The organism is Stenotrophomonas sp. G4 (assembly GCF_003428825.1).
In the GTDB taxonomy this organism is placed as follows: Bacteria; Pseudomonadota; Gammaproteobacteria; order Xanthomonadales; family Xanthomonadaceae; genus Stenotrophomonas; species Stenotrophomonas indicatrix.
Map to the genome: position 1 here is coordinate 3,779,111 of NZ_CP031741.1, position 18,306 is coordinate 3,797,416.

Sequence of the window (18,306 nt, forward strand, 5' to 3'; positions counted from 1 at the left end):
CACAGAATATCCTCGAACGCATGCTCAACAAAAAGCTCTGAGACCACACCAGCCTCCGTATCAAGCGGAATTCTACTTTCAGGTCAACCGATCGAGCATCTGCCGGCCATCACCCCAACACTGATGTAGAGAATTCAATATCTGAAATAGGTATCACCCAGAGCGACATGATCACCTGCCTGTCGCTTCCTCTTGGTCACTCTACGAAGATTTATTCCCCTAGGCCCCTTCCACCCAAGCGTAGAAAAAACTGAATCCGCCAATTTGGCATAACTGACAAATCTACGACCAACTCGATACCCAATCACACAAAAAACAAGAACCCCCACCAAATAGGACTGAACCAACAGGTGAAATGGCGCATAAAATTTCCATGCATAGAAAGCTATTACCAGCCCCCACCACGGAATTGAAATCACAAGCGAATATTTAAGCACTGAAATCCAATGCGCCAACGTACCAGCACTGACATGCGGATAGGAAACAATCAGCCTTCTATCCTCATCAAGAACCGAGATAGCAAAAAATCTTCCTTCGTCGTTCCGTGCACCAACAACTCGAACAATGTCACCCTCGTTAAAAGGCCAGTTCCAGAGAAGCCCTTCCACAGCCATCTCACCAAGTCTGAACTCAACTTTGGTAACTGGCTCTTCCATTTCCTCCGCAGACATCATAGCCATGCCTGCTGCTGGTCCACTAAGGCCTAGCGCCGCTGCGAATGCACCGGTGGCTGCCATCCCCTCCCGATCACCCTCCCGCCAGAATACGTTCTTGACGTAATGCTGAACCCTCAGATCCACAATTGTTCCAACCTCAGTTTCAAGCGGGCCACTGCCAGTAGGATCTACCTGAATTTCAGTGCTCATTGCACCCTCGCAGACACGGCACCGAGCGCCTTCTCAAACGCCAGCTGCTGCTCCCGCGCTGTTGCATAAGAACTTCCACCCTTCTTCTCATCCCTTTTTCCGAAGGAGTTGGACGCGCACCATTTCTCCAGCTCGTTTGGACTAATCGCCCAGATCAGCGCCTCTATAGCCAGCAGAATCAAAGCCACCTCCCAGCCACTCAGTCGCAAAGTCCATACGCCGACACGTTTCATTGCTTGCGATGCGACTATATGTCCGCCCTCCCTTCCTGCGGCAACTTCAAGTCCAGCATGCAGCCCCCTCAGACCTAAAGTTAGTGCATTTCTCCCAACAGTCCGTTCGATCACCGGGGAAGAATAAGCAAGCGCCGTCAGAAAATGAGCAGATCCAGCTGCTCCTGCCGCCCCGCCCTTGACCAAGAGCGCTGTGAAATGAGCGTAGTTGCCTTTCCTCACAGTCCCATCAGCTTCTTCCAGGCTGTAATACGCCCCAATTAAGCTACCCGCCCCCGCCATCACACTCCCGGCAACCTTCATCCGTACGGCACTGACACTGCCCGCTCCAAAAAACTCTTTCGCCACAGTCTCGTGCACACCGGTATACACGGCCACAAGCGACATTCCAGAGGCCAATAGCGTCGCGTAGTCCCGCGTCTGTTTATCCACCTTCGTGGCCAGATGGATGAAGTTCACCATCTCCAGCACGCCGGTCAGCGAATTCAGGCGCACCACGTTGCGACTGCTCTCTGCCGCGGCCTGCCAACGCTTGCGCATCGCCAGCGCGCCGTAGTGCAGCTCCAAGTCCCGAAGCGCGAACTGCATCGGCAGTGCACTGCCCTTGGCGCGATAGAACTGGATGCGCTCCAGAAAGTAGCGTTTGCCCTGCTGGCCACTACTGAGCTCTTCGGCGACCAGGCTGATGGCCTCATCGCGTTCCATCAACGACCGGGTCAGAAGCACAAACCGGACCATGGCATTGCCGGCGGTGTCCTGGATGCCATTGAGCGGGAACCGATTCAGCAGGAACGCACCGGCGGTGGTGACGAAGCGATCAACGCCACTGTCTCGAAGGATGCGGGCACTGGCGGTGGATGGCACTGCCTCCTTCTGCGCGGCTTCCAGCTTGCGATAGTTGGAGATGAAGGTCTTCAGATGCGCCGTCCCGGACACAAATGCCGCCCAGCTCGCACCTGCGGCGGACAGAATGGTGTTGGCCCCGGCCTCAGCCGCCTTGAGCGTCTGCTGCAGCTCTTGCCGGGCAGCGTCCTGGTTCTGCGCAATGACTCGCCACAGCAGGGACGATCTGCCGGTCACAGCCAGATCGCCAGCCAGTTCAGTCAACAGCGTTCGGCCGATCTCGTGCATGCCAAGCACCGCGATCGCCTCAGTGATGATCTCCTCAAACCACACTCCCTGCGCAGCGGACTGTCCATCAAAGTCCTCCAGCGTCACCAGCAGCAGATCATGGCGGAGCCAGGCAACCAGCACACGCATCTTCGGCGCCATCCGGTCGAGTACCTGCTGCGCCATCGCGTCCATGTTCTTCTTGAACGCGGTGAAACGCGGCTCGTCAATCAGTGGCCAGTATTTGTTCTTCCACGCGTCCTGGGCGTCCTGCAGATAGAGCGGCAGGAACTGGCGCTCATATTCCCGCGCGAGTTCTCGCTTCTCCTCCTCGGAAAGCTCTACCTTGGGATCCCATGAGGGAAGCGAGGGATTGCCGAGGCGACGCTGCCGCTCCACCTCACGCACCGTCTGTTCTGCGTAGTTTCCTGCCATCACAGCACCATTGAGCTCCAGCAGGCGCGAGATCTGTTCGATCTGGTCAACAGCGCTGACTTCCAGCTCGCGCTCGCTCTTGAACTGGTTGATGCAGGCAACCAGGTCATTGCAGTAGCCACTGAGCTCGTGCACGACGCCAACCGCATCCCACAGGCCCAGCAACATGGGCGGGTACTCCTGGCGATCACTGCCGATGCGCCCATTGCTGCTGTGCTGCTGCAGACGTTCAAAACGCTGTTGGCGCGGGTCGACACCGTCGCTGCGTGGGTAGTCCCGCCGCGACCACGGGTAGCGCGTGCCATGCGCGTGCAGCCGCGCCTTGCGAAGCCCTCCGTCCGGATTGGAGGCAACCGGGAGCGCACTGCTGTACGGAAGGTCTTGCGGGTCTCCTGACGGATTGTCCAGCCATCGATACTCCATGATCGAGGCCAACGCGCTTGCGTCGCTCAATGGCGCTTGGTCTCCTTCCGCTCTCGCCGACGCGATCCATCTGTCGGGCTCGATGGCCTGCATGCGTTCAGCGCGAAGGACCGGGTCTGATCCGTAGCGCTCCAGCGTTGCGGGCGTCCAGGGATGCTGGGAGTAGGCCAGCCAGACCGTTCCACACAGATACGGGCGCTGGATAGTGATGAACTCGGTGCGCATCGGATCGTGGCCACTACGGCCGCATCGGGGCAGGCCGCCACCTGCGATGGCGCGCGCACTGTAAGCGGTGGGTTGTCGCCACAGGGTGCCGTTCTCGGCGATGGCGTAGCATTCCCAGTATTGCGGGCCGTAGGGGCCCTGCTCGTAGTACAGGTACAACAGACCCTGGCGCAATGTTCTGAGCGCGTAGGTGTATCCCGCTGCACTGACATCAACATCGCTGGCGTGTGCGGGTGACAGGCCACCAAGGTCCACGTTGCAGCTGGCAGGCACCACCGTGTAGCGCACCGGCAGGATGGCCAGCCCGGCGGAGCGGCAGACGTCGCAGGCTGATCTTTCTGTCGCATCCGGCAGCGTGGCGGTAACCGTCGGAAGATCGACGATGTCTGGACTACCCGTGCTGCGGACCCCCACACTGCTGCCACCGGTGAAGGGCCCGTTTGTGTCGAACCCATCTCTGCTATCGCGCATCACGTGTCCTGCCTCCCTTGATCGCACTTGCATGTGCGGACGCCGCGATGCGGATGTCCTGCCACTCCGTGTCTCCAATCCGTCGAATTAGCTCGCCATACCGCCCACCGTGCGCGATCTGCGTCAGCAATGCCTGGATCGTCGGATGCCTGTGGAAATGAGGGCCAATGGAGAGCCCATGCGTGGCGAACAGATCCAGATCAGTACCACTGGACACACCACAACGGCGCCCCTCTCCGACACTGCGCTGCACCTGCGCGAGCGTGGCGCGATCCGGCGGACTTCCGGCTCGCAGCGCGCCGATCCACGCCTGGTTCAATGCACCAATACATTCCAGCTCGGGCCAGAACACCGCAGGGTCACCGGGCAGTGCAGGTGCGACGGCGTTGCTGATGGCCCACTCTCCCCATCGATCCAGGAACATCCACGTGGTCACACCTTCAAACCGATACGCCCGTTGCGGTCGCGATGAGCACTGCAGGAACAGATCCGTCACCATCGGGTCATAGAAGCGCAGCCATCGCTTCCGGCCCTGCGCATGCGGGCAATGCGCGACCGCACGCTCGGCCAGCTGCCTGGCCAATTGTCGTGTCAGCAACGGCGTCCATACCCACGCACACGCACGTTGTGGGCGCGCGGCCAGCAACGACGATGCCGAGCGCTGCGCCATCGCCATTTCCACCGCCTTGCCGGACAGCAGGGAGTGCTCGCCTTTGCCCAGGTCGAGGGGGATCAGGGACGGCCACAGGGTCGACGGTATCTGTCGAATGGCGACGGGAACCGGCGTTATCCCGACCGATTCCAGCAACGCGTCGAAGGCCTCATCCCCCTCGCATCGATCATCTGCCGGTTGCACCAGCAGGTGGCATTGCCCCGCACTGCTGCGGTCGATACTGACCAACTGTTCGCGCAACGATTCAACCGACATCGGCGTACCCCTCGTGTCGGCGCGCTGCAGCGTTCAAGTGCGGCTCACACCCCTTGAACTGCCCAGCTGGAACGCCTGCCTCGCCGGAAATGCTCGCCGGCCCCACCCACTCCCGCTGGCTCGCCTTGAACTCCACTTTCCCCGGCGCGCCCAGCTCGATGTTGTCGCCCTCAATGCGAATGTAGGCCCCGGCGGCTGTCGCCAGCAGGTGCTTGCTCGGTGCCGACAGCTGCACGTCCGCCTCGGTACTGGCGATACGCACCTGCGTCCTGGCCGCCACGATCGCCTGGTTCTTGTGCGCACGCGCGCTCACCTTGCCCTGCGCTGCGTGCAGCGCGATGCCGCGCTCCTGGTTCGGGCTCCCGGCGCTGGGCTGCACGCCGGCGGTGTACAGCACCAGGCCACCGGCCACGGCCATCGTCAGTGAGCCCTGCGTCATCCAGTTCAGCGCCACGCCGCTGGCCAGGGTGGTATGGGTGCCGCTCACCCAGACCTGGTCGGCCGGGGTCAGGCTCAGCACGCCGGCCACGCCACTGCCCAGCAGCACCGGTGAACTCCAGCCCGGCGCTTCGCCATCGCCGCCGGCGATGCTGCCCGCCGCACTGCCGCTATGGGTGGCGCGCAGCGCTTCCTGCAGTTCGGTCAGGGTCGTGTCGACCGGCAGCTCGGTCGGGTCACTGGGTAGCTGTGCCTGCTGGTTGGCTGCGGACTCGGCCAGCTGTTGCAGCAGCTGCTGGCTTTCCTGCAGCTGGCCCAGTGCCTGCGGCGCGGCCATCTGTGGCGTGCCCTGCTCGGTGGTGAGCAGCAGGCCGCGGCCGGCGCGCAGTGCCCCCTGCGCCTGCGTGGCCAGCTCCACGCCGAAGCCGCGCTCGCCTTCGCGCACGTTGTCCTGGCCGCCCTTGAGGTGGCCCAACGTCAGGGTGGTCTCGTGCTGGGTGGTGGACAGCTGCGCGCGGCCCTGCCCGGGCGTGTCGTCGAACCGCAGCTGCTGGTAGCCGCCGGTACCGCCCTGGCTGTCGGCCAGCGCCTGGCTCTTGAAGCCGGTGTACACCGCCGCGTGGTCGTTGCCCTCGAACCAGGCCGCCGCGTTGCCGGTGGCGTTGGCGCCGCCGCCGTTGATCTGGTTGTGCTGCGCATCCTGCTGGCCGCGGCCGTTGTAGACCGCACCGACCACCACCGGGCGGTCGATGTCGCCTTCCAGGAACGCCACCAGCACTTCCTGCCCGCGCCGCGGCAGCACCACGCCGCCCCAGTTGTCGCCGGCCCAGGGCGTCATTACCCGCACCCAGGTCCAGGCGCCGCCGTTGGCCGGGGCATTGTCGTCGCCACCGGGATGGGACAGGCCGCTGCTGGCGTTGCCGCCACGCTGCCACGGGAACTGCACCTTGATGCGGTGGTCGCGGTCGGACAGCAGGGGATCGCCATCGCTGACCACGATCGCGCTGAGCGTACCGGTGATGGTCGGCCGCGGATGCAGGTGCACGCCGTGGCCGTCCTCGGTCTGCGGCCGGTACGTCACCTCGGACGGGATGGCGACGAAGCGGTTGTCATAGAACGCGGTGGACACCTCGCCGGGCGCATCGCCGTAGGCCAGCCCGGACAGCGCGCCGGGCAACGCCGGTGCGGCCACGCTGGCCGGTCCCAGGGTCTGCTCCAGCGCATCGAATACGTCGGCATCCAGGTTGTTGCGGGCCTGGTGCCGCACCGACAGGCACAGGAACTGTGCGCCCTCGCCCACCTGCGGATGCTGCGACAGGCCGAAGCGTGCGCCCGGGGCCAGTGCCCGCCACTGGCCGGCGCCCTCGATGGTGTGCGCGCGCACGCGCAGCGCATCCAGGTGCTGCTGCGCGCGGCGCTGGCCGCGGGCATTGTCCTGCCAGCCATACGGGCCACAGGTATCGCGGTCGACGATGCCCAGATCGTTGCCCTGCCCGGCCTCAGCACTGGCCTGGCGGCGCTCCAGGGTGCGGTAGTCCCAGGTGGCGCGCTCGACCTTGCCCGGCCGCCAGCGGTGCGCGGTGGACCACTGCTGCACGCTGTCGCTGCGCTCGCTCTCGTCGCGGCGATGGAAGCGCACGCTGCCCAGGTCGGCGGTGTCATGGCTGTGGTCGGCCAGCACCAGCGTGTGCGTGCCGAAGTCCGCGCCGCCGGGCTCGCCGGCATGCTCGAACCAGTAATAGATGCCTTCCTCGGCCAGCAGGCGCTGGACGAAGGCCAGGTCGCTTTCCTGGTACTGGGTGGTCAGGCTGCGCCGCGCGTACTGGCTGGCGTCCGCCAGCGACCAGCGCCAGGCCGGCGCCAGCGTGCCGTAGTCGGCGAAGAGGTCCTCGACGATCTCCACCACGGTCTTGTCGTGGAAGACGTAGCTGTCCACCCGCTGCGACAGGAATGCCAGCCACGGCTGCAGGCGCAGCCGGTAGCGGGCCAGGCCGCCGTTGCTGCCCAGCCGCTCGGCGGCGGTGATGCGCCCATGCAGCGGGCGCACGCTGCCGTCGGCCTGTTGCAGCTGCAGCAGCGCGCCCTGCCCGATCAGCGGCGCCAGCGCCAGGCCGGCGTCCAGCGACAGGGCGGTGATCGTCCACTGGAAACCGATGCCGTCGATCTGCTCGATGCCATCAAGGGTTTCGGCCACCAGCGCATCCGGGCCACACGATGTATGCAGTCTCAGGAAGCGATGCGCATCCCCGGGCGTCGCCAACGCCGAGCGCAGGGCAAACCATTGCGAAGAAGGAACGGAGCCATCCATGGGGCAACGCGCACAGGATCAAGGGATCATGAGCGTGTTGCGGGAATGGGCGCCGATGAAGAGGCAAACGCGACGCGGCAGACAGGTCTACCGCGAAACGCAGGCGCTACCTACGTGCCGCGCTCGCTAGGAAAAATACGAAACGCCGACCAGGACCGGAACAGGAGGACTGCATCTGCCAAGTGGCCTGTCTGAAAACGGCAGCGAGCTGGGCGCGGGGACTCTCAGTGCGCCATCCCACGGGTGATCGCCGCCGCGCGTTGCTTCAACTGCTCCACCGCATCGGGGATCATCTCCATGCCCACGTCCAGGCCCGGGTTCAGCACCAGGCCGACGCCCTCGCCGATGCCCGACAGCAGCGCATGCACCGCGATGGGCATGGCGTGGGCAAACTGCGGCAGCTGCTCGTGCCAGATCTCCGCGCGCTCGGGCGCGGTGAACACCGCAAACATCGGCTCGCCGCTTTCGCTGGTCAGCACCAGCGGCGAAATGCTCTCGTCCCAGGCGCCGTCTTCGCCGATGGCCTTGTCCAGCAGCACGAACACCGGCGCGGTCAGCAGGCCGTCGAGGAACTGCGAGGCCGTGAGGGTTCCGTCCTGGGCCTGCAGCAGGCGCACTTCCAGGTCGTTGGCTGGTTCGAACGGCGTTTCGTGGTCCATGGTCGGTTCCGGTACGTGGTTGCTGGCTGCAACTTTAGCAGGCCGCGTCTTCAAGCGACGTGTCCATGCCGCCACATCCACCCCGCCACCGCCAGCCCGGCTACTACCACCAGCATCACCGGCAGGCCGAAGCGGTGTCGCCACGGGATCGGCACCCCGCCCAGCTGCTGGTCCATGCTTTCGGTATCCAGCACCCAGCCGTGCTCGCAGCCGGTGCAGGCCATCTCGTAGCGGCGCTGGTAGACGAAGCCGAACAGCAGGTCGATGCGCGCCATCCTGTAGCGCAGCTGCGGGGCGAATTCGGTTTCGGTCTGGCAGCGCAGGCAGTGGTGGGATTCGGTGGGGCCGACAATCAGCACCCGCTCGTGTTGGCCGATCAGCAGCATGGCTCAGCCGTCCTTGCAGGCCGGCTGGGCCAGCAACCAGGCTTCGGCCGCCGCTACCGTGGCGTCATCGCCAGCGGTGGCCTGGTCCGGCACGATCTTCCGCCCATCGCCATTTCCGTTGCGATCGCGCATGACGCTGGTGGTCAGCACCAAGGCGCTGCCGTCCACCAGCCGGCGCACCACGTTGGCCGTCGATACACCGGCCGTGGGCTGTCCGAAACTGCGGGTCTGCGCCCGGCCTCGGAACGCCAGTACGGTCGCTTCGCCGGAACTGGCGGTGCGCGGGCCGGTCAACACCGCTACCGGCGCGCCAACCTGGCGGGGCAGATAGCCGGGCTGGCCGAAATCCAGGCGCGTCGCCTCGCCCATGCGCACGCCACTGGCAGTGGTCTGCCAGCGTACCGGACCGTCGGCGGTCTCGAATGAGCCCACGTCCTCGATAGCCATCGCCGAAGTGCGCAGCAGCGGCGCAACGCCCAGCAGCATCGGCCACATGTTGCCGCCGGTGTTGTCGCGCAGGTCGACGATCCAGCCACAGCGAGGCGTGCTGTCCTTTTCACGGATGATGTTCTGCCAACGCACCGCACGCTGGATGTTCTGTTGCTGCAGCTGCTGCGGCGGCGCACCGGGGTCTGCCGCATAGCCCTCGATCAGCACTTGGCCGATACGCGGGTCACGTGCGCGAGCGGCGTCGCTTTCGCTGCGGGCAGCGGCGGTGGCGTTTTCGCGGGCGAAACGCTCCACACGTTGCTGCTGTCGTTGCGGGGTCATCCAGCTGCCGTGACCGCCTGAACTGCGACCGATGGCCTCGGCCAGGACGGTCCGGACCTTGGCCGGATCGCCCTGCGCATCCTTCAGCCGCGTGCGCGTGGCAGGCCAATCGACCCTGCCTCGGTACAGCGCCTCGCGTTCAAGCATGTCCAGCAGCTGTGCCTGTGCGGCGGGTGATGGAATCTCGATGGCGTCGGCCGCAGTGGCAGCGGTCGTTGCCAGCAGCGCGGCGATGAGGAGGGCACGCCCCGGCAATCCTTTGCTGTTCCGCATCGACATCTCCCTGTCGTTGAATGAAGGCGAAGCATAACGCCTTGGCCGCCGCGCGGCGTGTCGCATCAGGCACGTCAGGATCGGACTGCGATTTACAACTTTGCCCATGTCGGCACGCTGGCAAACGCGCGAAGGTCGCTGTGCCGGCGCCACCTGCGCTGGCCGGGATTGGCGTCCTGAATCAAACATTCAAGCGATCGCGTTGCCGCTTCAACGGCAATCACGACAATGCACCTGCTCGCCCATGGTGGGCGGTGCGTGGGGATCCTCGCGATCCGTCGGCTTTTTCGCTTGGATTTTGACCGGCACGCCAACCCGCACCGCCCGCCACCTTGCATCCCGCAGGTGGCCCAGCCCTATGAGGTTGTTGCCATGACCACGCCCTACCCCACCTATCCGCGCCTGCACACATTGCTGGGTGATGCCCTGCCCGATCTGCAGCTGCCCAACGCCACCGCCGAAGCGCTGGAAGACGCGCTGACCGAAGCCGATGAAGCTGCCCCCACGCCCGCCTTCTTCGAGCGGCTGCGCGACGTCACGCGCTGCCACGCCGCTGACGGCGAGCCGTGGACGGAACTGCGCATCACGCCGGCGCGTGCGCGCGATCTGGCCTGCACCACGCGTTGCCTGCTGGCGTTGTCGGCGCTGGCGGGTGTGCTGCTGGCGACGCAGGCCGCGCGTGAACTGGACGACGCGGAGGCGCAGTGCCCGCCGCTGACGGAGGAAGGGCTGTTGCACGCGGTGCAGCTGCTGGCCGATCACGCGGGCGCGTTGCTGGGGCGTTCGCCGTTGTGATGAAGCGGCGTTGGGATTGCTTGATTGGTGGAAAGGCGTGTCGACCGAGGTCGACACCTACCAGAGCGGGTCATGCCGCTTGAGGGATTCGTGCCGACCCAGGTCGGCACCCACCGGAGCAGGTCATGGCGCTGGAGGGATTCGTGTCGACCGAGGTCGACACCCGCCAGAGCGGGTCATGGCGCTGGAGGGATTCGTGCCGACCAGGTCGACACCCACCAGAGCGGGTCATGGCGCTGGAGGGATTCGTGTCGACCGAGGTCGACACCCACCCAAGCGGCGATCGTCACCAGTCCGCGCGCAGGCCGATGTTGCCTTCGATGATGCGGCGCTTGCCGTTGTCGCTGCCACCAACCTCGCGGGTGTAGTCGGCCACGGCATACGCACTGATCGTGCGGTTGAAGCGCCCGACCACGCCGACACCGGCCTCCACAGCACGCGAGCGCTGCGAATTGATGATCGCGTCGCTGTCGAACAGGATGCGGTCCTCGCCCGAACGGCCATGCCAGTAGTTCAACTTGAAGTACGGCTGCCAGCCGTTGTCGGCCAACTGGTAATCGCCCGCCAAGCGCAGGCCGACGCGGCCGGTCCAGGCGTTGTCGTTGTCGAAGGAAATGGTGGACACCAGATCACGCTGGTCATCCAGTGAACTGCGCTGCCAGATCACCTGCAGCTGCGGTTCCAGCCACCACGATGACTGCCCGAACTGCAGCAGTGGCTTACCCGCTTCCAGCGACAGCGTGGTGCCATCGCCCTTGAGGTCGATGCCCAGCCCGCGCGAGGAGCGCGTGCGGCCGTCGTAGCGGCTCTGCATCGCCACCGCGTCGATGTAGCCGCCGCTGCTGTCGGTCAACGTCCAGTACAGGCCCACGTGCTTGTCGTCCAACCGGCTCTGGCCGACCAACACGTTGTCCCAGCCCACCGCCAGGCCGGTGATCCTGCCATCGGCGCGAGTGCGGCCGACGAACACGCCGATCTGGTTGCGGTGGCTGTCACCGCTGGCAGCCCACACATCCAGACCTGCCTGCACACCCATCACGTCACCATCGAAGCCGGGCCGTGCATCGCCTTTCCAGTGGATCTCGCTGCTCTGCCCGACCAGCCGTCCCCATGCCGTGCGGAAGGCGCCCTGGTTGTACAGCAGGCGCTGTTCGCCCTGGCGCTCATGGAAGGTCCCCAGGCTGGCCAGCGAGGTCTCGCGCAGCAGCGGTGGCACCACGGCGTAGGCCGCGGTCTCCAGGCGATACAGCGGCACCAGGCCGTTCTCGTTCGGCGCGGCGGGCCTTGCCCCCGCACTGGGCGGCGGCGAACCGGTACCGGGCAGGCTGCCACCGGCCACCGGCACGTCCGGTACGGGTGGATCACTGGGCGGCGCTACGGGCGCAGGTTCCGGCGGCGGCGGCGGCGGTGCGGTCTCGCCTGCGGTCAGGTCCGGATCGGTGGCACCCTCTGGCGGCGGCGGGGTGCCGGGGGAATCGGCGGTGGTGGCGCCACCGGGGGCGTCGGCGGTGGCGGTGGCAGTACTTCGCCGCCGCCGTTCGGCGCGGGCGTCGGCCCGGCCGCCAATGTCGAACGCAGGTACCAGTTCTCGCCGGTGCCGGCGCTGACGCCGCCCTTGAACAGGAAATACTCGTAGGCACCGGCCGAGACCGGTGCGAACAACGAGAACGCGCCTGGCGCGGTGGTTGCGCCGTTCAGCGCCTGCACCACCAGGATACCGTCGACCAGCGTGGCCGCTCCTCCGCCACCGGTATTGATGATGCCAAGGCCGGTGCTGCCGGTGGCGGTGCCGCCATCAAAGACCAGGCGGTCGCTGGCTGAGTCGTCTGCACCCAGCGCGGTCTGCAGGTACACGCCGCCGCCGTCGCCGCGGTAGTTGCCACGGATGGTGAAGGCATCGCCGGCGCCGCTGTTGTTGGTCAGATCAATGCGTCCGGCGTTGACCATGTTCACCAGCGCAGCTGCCGCGAACGGACGGATCGCATGGTTGCCTCCACCCGCGAACAGCGTGCTGGTCTCGTCCACGTTCAAGCTGCCGGTGCCGGTGGCACTGTCGCCCAGCACGAGGTCGCCATCGAAGGTGAGCTCGGTGCTGCTGGCCAGGCTGATCGCTTCCCAGTTCTGGAAGCGTCCGACGCCAGCGGTCTTGAGGTTGTTGAAGCTGAGGCGATCGCTGCCGGTGCCACCATCGAACAGCGGTACAGCGCCGAGGTTGGCCTGGTTGAGATTGCCCAGGGTCGCGACGTCATCGTCGGGGCCCATGTCGATGGCGCCGTAGACAATGCCGCCGCCATTCCAGTTGAAGGTGTCGTTGCCGGTACTCAGCAGCACCTGGCCACGCACCGTGCCACCGGTGATGGTGACGCTGTCGGCGCCGCCACTGACGCTGATGTTGCCGCCGATGTAGGCGTCGTTGGAGATGATGATGGTGTCGGTGTCGAAGCCGGTGACCACGTTGCCGTCGACAGTGCCGCCGGACATGTCCCACAGGTTCTTGTCCAGTTTCATGTTGACGCGGCCGATGCGGCCGCCGGTCATCCATGCCTGGTCGCCATCTTCGAACGCGCCAACGATGCGGCCACCGCTCATGCGGAAGGTGTCGATGTTGTCGCCCTGCTGCAGGGCGCCGATGGTGCCGCCGGCCATGACGAAATCATCGCGGCCACTGCCCTGCGTCACCAGCCCGGTGATGGTGCCGGCGTTGACGGTCAGCTGGTCATCGCCATTGCCCTGGTCGAGGCTGTCGATGGTGCCGCCGCTGAGCAGCAGCACATCGTTGCCATCGCCCTGCTGCACGCCGCCGCTGATGCTGCCGGCCAGCATCTGCAGACGATCGTTGCCGGCACCGAACTGCACGCCGCTGCTGCCACTGATGGTGCCGCGGTTGACCAGTTCGCTGTCGCCGGCACCGCTGAACTGCAGTGCGATACCGCTGCCGGAACTGATGCTGCCGGTGTTGTCGACGCGGCTGCCGCCGCCAAGCTGTACCGCGGTACCGCTCGCCGAGCTGATGGCACCGAGATTGGTGAGCACGTGCCCGCCCGCGCCGAGCAGGGAGACGGCGCTGCCCGCGCCGGCCTGCTGCAGCTGCGCGCCATTGCCAACATTCACGGTGATGCCCGTCGCGCCAGTGGCACTGATGGCTGCTGTCTCGGGATTGGGGGCGGTGCTGCTGCAGGTGACCGTCTGCCCGGCTACGGGAGCCGTCGCATCGCACCCGGCCCAGGCGGCAGGGGCGGACAGGGCGAGCAGCGAGGGCATCGCCAGGATCTGCAGCAGGGAAACAGTCAAGCGGCGCTGGCGGAATCCGCGCGGGACGACATGGGACATACAGCACTCCTGGGTCGGGGGATCAGGAACTGCGGATGCTCTGTACGACACTGCTGATGCAGTCTGCCCTGCCATGAATGGTTTCGATAGGTGAACTTATCGGCAGTCGGTCACGCTTTCGTTGTGAAACCGGGAAGTAGTCACGCAGCCCGCATGTCGATGAACCGATTCATTGCCCATCGCCCGGATGGAACATCCACGCATGGCGTGGATTTACAGCGGGCATGCCACGCCTGGACAGCCATGGATCCACACCCGGATGGGCCATGCCCAGTAGATCCACGCCATGCGTGGAGGGGCCGTTCTCCACGATCTTTGCCGCGCTCAGATCTTCAGATAAATGCGACGTCGGTCCAACCACCACGCCACGCCCCACCACAGCGCGACGAACGCCAGCGCCTGCAGCATCGAGGCCAGCTCCAGCGCCTGTGGCATCGCTGCAGCCAACTGTTGCCAGACCCAACCCCAGGCGCCGGTGGCCAACAGGATCACCGACATCACCGAGGCCCCCAGATAGGCGGTGATGGCATTGACGCCGAAGCGCCGGCCCAGTGCCGGCCATCCCTTGCGGTCGATCAGCAGGTGGCCCAGCCACAATGCCAGCGCGGCCAGGCCACCGGTCCACAGCACGTAGCTGGGCGTCCACAGCTGCTTGTTGAGCGGCAGTACGGTTGCCAGCAGCAGGCCAAGCACGGCGGTGACCGCACCCAGCGCGGCCAATGCACCGGCGCGGCCACTGCGCAGCAGGCCCCCGGCCAGCAGGCCCAGCACGGTGCTGGCCAATGCGCCCAGACTGCTCAGCAATCCTTCCGGGTCATGGCCCAGACCGGTATCGGCCTGCCATTGGTAGATCCATGGCGCGAACAAGGTGGTATCCAGGCGACTGGCCGGGTTGGTCCACGGCGCCAGGTCACCCACGCCCAGCAGCAGCGCGGCGTAACCCACCAGCAGCGCCACCAGCGCGGCCGCCTGCACGCGCGGGCGCGCATGCACCGCCAGCACGCCCACCACGGCCGCGCACAGCGCAATGCGCTGCAGCACGCCCCAGATGCGGAAATGGTGCGTGTGCAGTGCCCACCACACCAGCAGGTGCAGCAGCACACCGGCAACGGCGATGCGCAGCGCGCGTTCCAGCACGCCACGTGCAAGCGCAGGCCGTGCGGCCGGATCCAGCGCGCGCGGTGCGACGCTGAAGGCCATCGACACGCCAACAAGGAACAGGAAGAACGGGAACACCAGGTCGGTCGGCGTACAACCGTGCCAGTCCGAATGGCGCAGCGGTGCGAACACCGCGCTCCAGTCCCCTGGGTTGTTGACCAGCAGCATCGCCGCCACGGTCATGCCGCGCAGGGCGTCGATCGAGCCCAACCGGCGTGGCGGCGCGCTGCTCATCGTCAGGCCGCCTCGTACTGGCCGGCGATCCACGTACCACGCACCTGCAGCGCGTCGTCCAGCAGCACCAGGTCGGCCTGGTAGCCCTCGGCGATGTAACCCAGGCGATCATCGACATTGAGGAACTGCGCCGGATAGGTCGATGCCATGCGCGCGGCTTCGGCCAGCGGCTGGTGCAGCAACTGCACGGTGTTGCGCACGGCAGTGGCCATGTCCAGCGCCGAACCGGCCAGCGAACCGGCCGCGTTGCGCACCACACCGTCGACGGCAGTGATGGTTTCGCCATACAGCACGTAGCTCGGATCGTCGGCACCGACCGGCGGCATCGCGTCGGTCACCAGCAGCAGGCGGCCACGCGGCTTGGCCGCCAGCGCCACCCGCAGGCTGGCCGGATGCACGTGCACGCCATCGACGATGATGCCGATCCAGCTGTCGCGATCTTCCAGCGCCGCGCCGACCGCGCCGGGTTCGCGGCCCTGCAGCGGCGACATCGCGTTGTACAGATGGGTGAAGCCGCGAATGCCGGCATCGAGGCCGGCACGGATTTCTTCATAGGTACCGGCGGTATGGCCAGCAGCGACGATCACACCACGCTCGACCAGCGCGCGGATGGTCTCCAGCGGCACGCGCTCGGGCGCCAGGGTCAGCAGGGTCACGCCGTTGTCCAGCGACGACGCCAGTTCGATTTCCTGCTCGTCCGGCACGCGGAACTTGCTGGCATCGTGCGTGCCCTTGCGCGCCGGTGCGATGTACGGGCCTTCCAGGTGGATGCCGATCACGCCAGGCACGCCCTGTGCGATGGCCTGGCGCATCGCGCTGATGGCCTCGCGCATCACGACCACATCGTCACTGATCAGGGTCGGCAGCATCGCCGTGGTGCCGAAACGACGATGCGCACGGGCAATCGTACGCAGCGACTCGACGTCGGGCGTGTTGTTGAACAGCGCGCCGCCACCGCCGTTGACCTGTACATCGATGAAGCCGGGCAGCAGCCAGCCACCGCCCAGATCCAGCTGTTCGTCGGCCGTACCCAGCTGCGGCGCCGCGTCGGGCAGCAGCGCGCTGATGTGGCCGTCTTCGATCACCACCGCAAGATCATCGCGGAACTCATCGCCGGCAAGAATGCGGGCATTGCGCAGGACGGTTGCCATCACACCGTCTCCGTCACCTTGTTCAGATGCGGCGGCAGATCCGGGTTGAAGCCGCGGCGCAGCGCCAGTGCATTGATCGCGCGGTAGAAGCTCTGCACCGTCAGCAGCGGCGCGCACAGCGGATGCGGCGCGGCAGCGACCGGCAGGTTGCCGCCGGCACCGGCCAGCCACACCTTGGCGCCACGTGCGGTGAACTCTTCAGCCACGGCGCGGGTGCCGGCGCCGGTCTCATCGGGCTGGGCAAAGGCCAGCACCGGGAAGCCGCGATCGACCAGCGCCATCGGACCATGCTTGACCTCGGCCGAGCTGTAGGCCTCGGCATGCAGGCTGCAGGTTTCCTTGAACTTCAGCGCTGCTTCCTGCGCCGCGCCCAGGCCGAGGCCACGGCCGAGCACGAACAGGTTGTTGGCCTCCACCAGGCCATCGGTCACCGCGCTCCAGTCGCACTGCCAAGCCTCGCGCATCGCATCGGGCAGCAGGTCCAGTGCATTGCGCAGCGCGCTGTCCTGCTTCCAGTACGCGGCCAGCTGCAGCAGCGCGGACAACGAAGCGAGGTAGCTCTTGGTCGCCGCCACGCTCTTCTCCACGCCGGCATGCAGCGGAATGACCGTGTCGGCCAGCTGTGCCAGCGGAGAATCCTCGACGTTGACCAGCGCCACCACGCGCGCGCCAGCGGCCTTGGCCGCTTCGGCATTGCGCAGCAGGTCCGGGCTCTTGCCGGACTGCGAGATGACAATGAACAACGCACCGCGCAGCTGCAGCGGTGCCGCGTAGACCGAACCCACCGATGGCGAGGCCGAGGCAACGACCAGGCCCAGCTGGGTTTCCAGCAGGTACTTGCCGTAGGTCGCGGCATGGTCGGAGCTGCCACGTGCGCAGGTCACTACGAACGGCGGCGGCGCAGCGCGCAGGCTGGCTGCCAGCGTCTCCATCACGGCGTGGTTGCGGGCGAACTGGCGGGCAACGACCTCGGCCGCTTCGGCGGCCTCGGCGAACATCAGGGTGGCGGTGGGATCGGACAGCGACATGGCAGGCTCAGGAAGGATCGGAAGGGAGGGGACGAGCGGCGGCAGGACGCATCGGTGCGGTCGAGCCGCGCACCACCAGTTGCGGCACGAAGCCCTGGTTGTGCAGCGGCGCCGGCGCATCGTCGTAGGCATCGCTGCGCAGCTGTGCGATCAGCAGGCGCGCGGCATGGCGGGCGATGTCTTCGGTGGCCTGCTTGGCGGTGGTCAGCGGCGGCCACGACTGGCGCGAGAACGGACTGTCCTCGAAGCCGGCAATGGACAGGTCGTAGGGGACGTTCATCCCGGCCGACTTCGCTGCGGCCAGCACGCCGGCGGCGATTTCATCGTTGGAACCGAAAATGGCGGTGGGCGGTTCGCGCAGTGCCAGCAGGCGCCGCGCACCGCGGAAACCATCGTCGAAGGTGTAGTCGCCCTGCACCACCAGATGCTTGTCCACGGTCATGCCGTAGTCCTTCAGCGCGGCCTCGTAACCGGCGTAGCGTTCGCCCGAAGAACGGTGCGAGGTGCCACCCCAGAGGAAGCCGATGCGCTGGTGGCCCAGCTGGATCAGGTGCTCGGTGATTTCATAGGCGGCTTCGCGGTCGTCAACGAACACGCAGGCGCCATCGGCCGGATCTTCGGTGGCGGCGATGATCCGCACCAGCTTGATGCCGCGCGCGGTGAGCGCCTGGACCAGGTCGCGACGTTCGGACATCGGTGCGGTCAGCACCAGCCCGGCCAGGCGCGACCGCTGCACCCAGTCGGCCAGTTCATCGGCCAGCAGCGGCGAACTGGAATCGCACGGATGGATCTGCAGGCCGAAGCCGGTTTCGCGGCAGGCCGCGAGCACGCCGTTCTGCACGCCGATGATGTGGTACGGGTTGGGGTTGTCGTACACCAGCCCGATCACGAAGGTGGTGCCGCTGCGCAGGTTGCGCGCCGACGGATCGGGTTCGTAGTCGAGCTCGGCAATGGCACGCAGCACCCGCGCACGGGTGGCCTGCATCACCGAGGGCTCGTTGTTGATCACCCGCGACACCGTCTTCAGCGAGACCTTGGCCTTTTCGGCAACGTCCTTGATGGTCGCTCTGCGCATCGGCTTTTC

General features: G+C 66.1%; 14 protein-coding genes. 1 reads left to right on the plus strand and 13 read right to left on the minus strand.

What is annotated here, in order from left to right; translation table 11 throughout:
* Window positions 1-134 precede the first annotated feature (134 nt).
* The 7 genes from D0Y85_RS20665 to D0Y85_RS17310 form a co-directional block, all read right to left on the minus strand.
* A complete protein-coding gene (locus D0Y85_RS20665) occupies window positions 135-866 on the minus strand; it encodes a putative type VI secretion system effector (RefSeq protein ID WP_162887694.1) in 732 nt (243 codons plus the stop codon).
* Window positions 863-3,763 (minus strand): T6SS effector BTH_I2691 family protein, encoded by a 2,901-nt coding sequence (locus D0Y85_RS17285; RefSeq protein ID WP_229290260.1) that lies wholly within the window; start codon window positions 3,761-3,763, stop codon window positions 863-865. The genes D0Y85_RS20665 and D0Y85_RS17285 overlap by 4 nt, the downstream gene beginning before the upstream one ends.
* On the minus strand, window positions 3,753-4,691 hold the full coding sequence (locus D0Y85_RS17290) for a DUF4123 domain-containing protein (protein ID WP_117311389.1): 939 nt from the start codon (window positions 4,689-4,691) through the stop codon (window positions 3,753-3,755). The genes D0Y85_RS17285 and D0Y85_RS17290 overlap by 11 nt, the downstream gene beginning before the upstream one ends.
* Entirely contained in the window at window positions 4,681-7,437 is a 2,757-nt protein-coding gene (tssI, locus tag D0Y85_RS17295) for a type VI secretion system Vgr family protein (RefSeq protein ID WP_117311390.1), read from the minus strand. The genes D0Y85_RS17290 and tssI overlap by 11 nt, the downstream gene beginning before the upstream one ends.
* Before the next feature lie 224 nt (window positions 7,438-7,661).
* Window positions 7,662-8,096, minus strand: a complete 435-nt coding sequence (locus D0Y85_RS17300) for an SseB family protein (protein WP_025878675.1) — start codon at window positions 8,094-8,096, stop codon at window positions 7,662-7,664.
* 50 nt (window positions 8,097-8,146) lie between these two features.
* Window positions 8,147-8,482, minus strand: coding sequence for a hypothetical protein (locus tag D0Y85_RS17305; protein WP_117311391.1), 336 nt, complete (start codon window positions 8,480-8,482; stop codon window positions 8,147-8,149).
* Between the two features lie 3 nt (window positions 8,483-8,485).
* Window positions 8,486-9,526: a S41 family peptidase gene (locus tag D0Y85_RS17310; RefSeq protein WP_117311977.1), complete on the minus strand. Its 1,041-nt coding sequence runs from the start codon at window positions 9,524-9,526 to the stop codon at window positions 8,486-8,488.
* Between the two features lie 372 nt (window positions 9,527-9,898).
* Here D0Y85_RS17310 and D0Y85_RS17315 point away from each other — a divergent pair, with 372 nt between their 5' ends.
* Window positions 9,899-10,321 carry a hypothetical protein gene (locus tag D0Y85_RS17315; RefSeq protein WP_117311392.1) on the plus strand — a complete coding sequence of 141 codons (423 nt, stop codon included), beginning with the start codon at window positions 9,899-9,901 and terminating at the stop codon, window positions 10,319-10,321.
* Between the two features lie 286 nt (window positions 10,322-10,607).
* Here the strand turns inward: D0Y85_RS17315 and D0Y85_RS20920 are convergent, their stop codons facing one another.
* The 6 genes from D0Y85_RS20920 to D0Y85_RS17340 all read right to left on the minus strand — a co-directional run bounded on the left by D0Y85_RS20920 (window position 10,608) and on the right by D0Y85_RS17340 (window position 18,297).
* On the minus strand, window positions 10,608-11,660 hold the full coding sequence (locus D0Y85_RS20920) for an autotransporter outer membrane beta-barrel domain-containing protein (RefSeq protein ID WP_240329274.1): 1,053 nt from the start codon (window positions 11,658-11,660) through the stop codon (window positions 10,608-10,610).
* A gap of 86 nt (window positions 11,661-11,746) precedes the next feature.
* Window positions 11,747-13,651: a hypothetical protein gene (locus D0Y85_RS21010; protein ID WP_275897134.1), complete on the minus strand. Its 1,905-nt coding sequence runs from the start codon at window positions 13,649-13,651 to the stop codon at window positions 11,747-11,749.
* Between the two features lie 324 nt (window positions 13,652-13,975).
* Entirely contained in the window at window positions 13,976-15,043 is a 1,068-nt protein-coding gene (locus D0Y85_RS17325) for a heparan-alpha-glucosaminide N-acetyltransferase domain-containing protein (protein ID WP_117311393.1), read from the minus strand.
* Window positions 15,044-15,045: 2 nt separating this feature from the next.
* Complete coding sequence (gene nagA, locus D0Y85_RS17330) at window positions 15,046-16,194, minus strand: N-acetylglucosamine-6-phosphate deacetylase (protein WP_117311394.1); 1,149 nt, start codon at window positions 16,192-16,194, stop codon at window positions 15,046-15,048.
* Window positions 16,194-17,222: an SIS domain-containing protein gene (locus D0Y85_RS17335; RefSeq protein ID WP_025878683.1), complete on the minus strand. Its 1,029-nt coding sequence runs from the start codon at window positions 17,220-17,222 to the stop codon at window positions 16,194-16,196. Before D0Y85_RS17335 ends, nagA begins: the two co-directional genes overlap by 1 nt.
* Before the next feature lie 7 nt (window positions 17,223-17,229).
* Complete coding sequence (locus tag D0Y85_RS17340; RefSeq protein ID WP_025878684.1) at window positions 17,230-18,297, minus strand: LacI family DNA-binding transcriptional regulator; 1,068 nt, start codon at window positions 18,295-18,297, stop codon at window positions 17,230-17,232.
* Window positions 18,298-18,306 lie beyond the last annotated feature (9 nt).

What these genes read in the sequence shown, in the direction of transcription:
- D0Y85_RS17290 (WP_117311389.1), bottom strand. Translation starts at nt 4,691, where the DNA reads ATGTCGGTTGAATCGTTGCGCGAACAGTTGGTCAGTATCGACCGCAGC.
- D0Y85_RS17310 (WP_117311977.1), bottom strand. Translation starts at nt 9,526, where the DNA reads ATGCGGAACAGCAAAGGATTGCCGGGGCGTGCCCTCCTCATCGCCGCG.
- D0Y85_RS20665 (WP_162887694.1), bottom strand. Translation starts at nt 866, where the DNA reads ATGAGCACTGAAATTCAGGTAGATCCTACTGGCAGTGGCCCGCTTGAA.
- D0Y85_RS17305 (WP_117311391.1), bottom strand. Translation starts at nt 8,482, where the DNA reads ATGCTGCTGATCGGCCAACACGAGCGGGTGCTGATTGTCGGCCCCACC.
- D0Y85_RS17325 (WP_117311393.1), bottom strand. Translation starts at nt 15,043, where the DNA reads ATGAGCAGCGCGCCGCCACGCCGGTTGGGCTCGATCGACGCCCTGCGC.
- D0Y85_RS17340 (WP_025878684.1), bottom strand. Translation starts at nt 18,297, where the DNA reads ATGCGCAGAGCGACCATCAAGGACGTTGCCGAAAAGGCCAAGGTCTCG.
- D0Y85_RS17300 (WP_025878675.1), bottom strand. Translation starts at nt 8,096, where the DNA reads ATGGACCACGAAACGCCGTTCGAACCAGCCAACGACCTGGAAGTGCGC.
- nagA (WP_117311394.1), bottom strand. Translation starts at nt 16,194, where the DNA reads ATGGCAACCGTCCTGCGCAATGCCCGCATTCTTGCCGGCGATGAGTTC.
- tssI (WP_117311390.1), bottom strand. Translation starts at nt 7,437, where the DNA reads ATGGATGGCTCCGTTCCTTCTTCGCAATGGTTTGCCCTGCGCTCGGCG.
- D0Y85_RS17335 (WP_025878683.1), bottom strand. Translation starts at nt 17,222, where the DNA reads ATGTCGCTGTCCGATCCCACCGCCACCCTGATGTTCGCCGAGGCCGCC.
- D0Y85_RS21010 (WP_275897134.1), bottom strand. Translation starts at nt 13,651, where the DNA reads ATGTCCCATGTCGTCCCGCGCGGATTCCGCCAGCGCCGCTTGACTGTT.
- D0Y85_RS17315 (WP_117311392.1), top strand. Translation starts at nt 9,899, where the DNA reads ATGACCACGCCCTACCCCACCTATCCGCGCCTGCACACATTGCTGGGT.
- D0Y85_RS17285 (WP_229290260.1), bottom strand. Translation starts at nt 3,763, where the DNA reads ATGCGCGATAGCAGAGATGGGTTCGACACAAACGGGCCCTTCACCGGT.